3 protein-coding genes are annotated in these 2,513 nt (G+C 67.1%); 2 read left to right on the top strand and 1 reads right to left on the bottom strand.

The window, feature by feature from the left end; genetic code table 11:
• Together HY058_12575 and HY058_12580 are read left to right on the top strand one after the other, a co-directional pair.
• Nucleotides 1-801: hypothetical protein (locus HY058_12575; protein ID MBI3498132.1), on the top strand; the 801-nt coding region annotated here is incomplete at its 5' end.
• Between the two features lie 97 nt (nucleotides 802-898).
• The gene (locus HY058_12580; GenBank protein MBI3498133.1) at nucleotides 899-2,347 is read left to right on the top strand and encodes a catalase; all 1,449 of its coding nucleotides are present in this window, start codon (nucleotides 899-901) and stop codon (nucleotides 2,345-2,347) included.
• A 21-nt stretch (nucleotides 2,348-2,368) separates the two neighbouring features.
• Here HY058_12580 and HY058_12585 read toward each other — a convergent pair.
• On the bottom strand, nucleotides 2,369-2,513 hold a 145-nt coding region (locus tag HY058_12585), incomplete at its 5' end, for a protein CapI (protein ID MBI3498134.1).

Below are 2,513 nucleotides of genomic sequence, written 5' to 3' on the forward strand. Positions count from 1 at the left end.
AGCTATGGCGGCGCCATCACGCTGGAAGCCGCGCGCCGGATCGAGGTCTACGCGATCGTGCCTTCGGCGCCGGGAACCGGCGTGTCGCTCATCGATCTCGGCAGCCCGATGACCAGCGCGCAAGGCACCCAGCAGCTGCTGACCGCACTTGCCGAGGGCAAGTTCGAGCGTGCCGTCCCGATCCTGCCCTTCGCCGACGAATATTCGGCCTCCAGCCCCGAGCGCGGGCGCAAGGCGCGCGAGGCGCTGGGCCAGCGCGGCCTGCCCTTCCTGCCGCTCGACGAGGCATCCACCCAGCTCGTCGGGCACAGCGCGTCGGGAACGGCGATGATGTCGTTCGCCTACGGGGCCTGCGTGGTCGCCTTCCTCGATCCGGCCGCGGCACGGCCCGCGCGCCAGAACGCCTGCGGGGACGACGGCCTGCCGCCCTCGCCCGACATCCTGAAGGAGACCGCCGACCTCAAGCCGATGAAGGGCGAAGGCGGCACGTGGTGGCAGAGCTTCCAGGGCGTGTGGGTCGGGGCGTGGAGCGACCCGGTTCTCGTGTCGCTGGCGATCGAGAAGGGTGATGCCGGGCCCGAGCTCGTCTATCTCTACGGCAAGAAAAATTCGGCGGCACTCGACAAGGTCTATCGGGCACCCGCCACGCTCGAAGGGGCGAGCATCGCCGCAAAGCTGCCCCACCAGAACGTGACGCTCACCTTCGACCAGAAGACGCGCCAGATCATCTTCACGTGGCGCAACGCCGAGGGGCGGAGCGGTTCGCTGCGCATGCGCCAGTATCCGTTGCCCGCCAGCTAGCGGAAAAACCGATCAATCAAATCGGTATTAATCGTTTTAACCGTTGACGGCGGCCGGGCAAGCTTCGGGGGTCCCATAACCTTCCCCGGAGCGAAACATGCCCAAGGCCCCCACGATGACGACCAGCGCCGGTGCGCCGGTGTCCGACAACCAGAACAGCCTGACCGCCGGCCCGCGCGGCCCCGTCCTGCTTGCCGACACGCACCTGATCGAGAAGCTCGCCCACCAGAACCGCGAGCGCATTCCCGAGCGCGTCGTCCACGCCAAGGGCTGGGGCGCCTACGGCACCTTCACGGTCACGCACGACGTCACGAAATACACGCGCGCCGCGATCTTCGCCAAGGTCGGCAAGCGGACGCCGCTGCTCACCCGCTTCTCGACCGTCGCGGGCGAACTGGGGGCGGCCGACGCCGAGCGCGACGTGCGCGGCTTCGCGATCAAGTTCTATACCGACGAGGGCAACTGGGACCTCGTCGGCAACAACACGCCGGTCTTCTTCATCCGCGACCCGCTGAAATTCCCCGACTTCATCCGCACGCAGAAGCGCCATCCGCAGACCAATCTGCGCTCGCCCAAGGCGATGTGGGATTTCTGGTCGCTGTCGCCGGAGAGCCTGCACCAGATCACGATCCTGATGTCGGACCGCGGCCTGCCGCAGACGCCCATGCACATGAACGGCTATGGCAGCCACACCTTCAGCTTCTGGAACGCCAAGAACGAGCGCTTCTGGGTGAAGTTCCACTTCAAGACCCGCCAGGGCCACAGGCACTTCACCAACGCGGAAGGGGCCAAGGTGATCGGCCAGAGCCGCGAGAGCTATCAGGAGGCGCTGTTCGGCACGATCGCGCGCGGCGAACGGCCCAAGTGGGACGTCAAGGTGCAGATCATGCCCGAGGCCGAGGCGGGCAAGACCAAGTACAACCCCTTCGACCTGACGAAGGTGTGGCCGCACAAGGACTATCCGCTGATCGACGTGGGCCTCCTGGAGCTCGACCGCAATCCCGACAACTATTTCGCCGAAATCGAGCAGGCCGCCTTCTCGCCCTCGAACGTCGTGCCGGGCATCGGCTTCTCGCCCGACAAGGTGCTGCAGGCGCGCCTCTTCGCCTATGCCGACGCGCACCGCTACCGGCTGGGCACGCATTACGAGGCATTGCCGGTCAACGCGCCCAAGGTGCCGGTGCACCACTATCACAAGGACGGTTCGATGCGGTTCTTCCGCAACGACGCGGGCGATCCCGACCGGTATTACGAGCCCAACAGCGTGGGCGGGCCCGCACAGGCCCCGTCCTATGCCGAGCCGCCGCTGAAGCTCGAAGGGACGGCCGACCGCTGGGACCACCGCCAGGGCAACGACGATTACGGCCAGGCGGGCGACCTGTTCCGGATGTTCGACGCGGGCCAGAAGCAGCGCCTGTTCGCCAACATCGCCGCGGCGATGGGCGGCGTGCCGCAGGAGATCGTGGAACGCCAGCTCGTCCATTTCGACAGGGCCGACCCGGCCTACGGGGCGGGCGTGCGGGCGGCGCTGAAGAAGACGAAGTGAGGGAAGCGGAAGGTTCCGCGCCTACACGCCGTTATAGGCGCGGAACCATTCCACGAATTTCGGCACGCCCTCGTCGATCGAGGTATGCGGGCGGAAGCCGAGATCCTTGGTCGAGGCCGCGATGTCGGCGAAGCTCTCGGGCACGTCGCCGGCCTGCAGGGGCTGC

The sequence above is a fragment of the Pseudomonadota bacterium genome (assembly GCA_016195085.1).
GTDB lineage: Bacteria > Pseudomonadota > Alphaproteobacteria > SHVZ01 > SHVZ01 > JACQAG01.

Bases quoted from the DNA above. Each gene is read 5' to 3' on its own strand.
- HY058_12580 (MBI3498133.1), top strand. From the start codon at position 899: ATGCCCAAGGCCCCCACGATGACGACCAGCGCCGGTGCGCCGGTGTCC.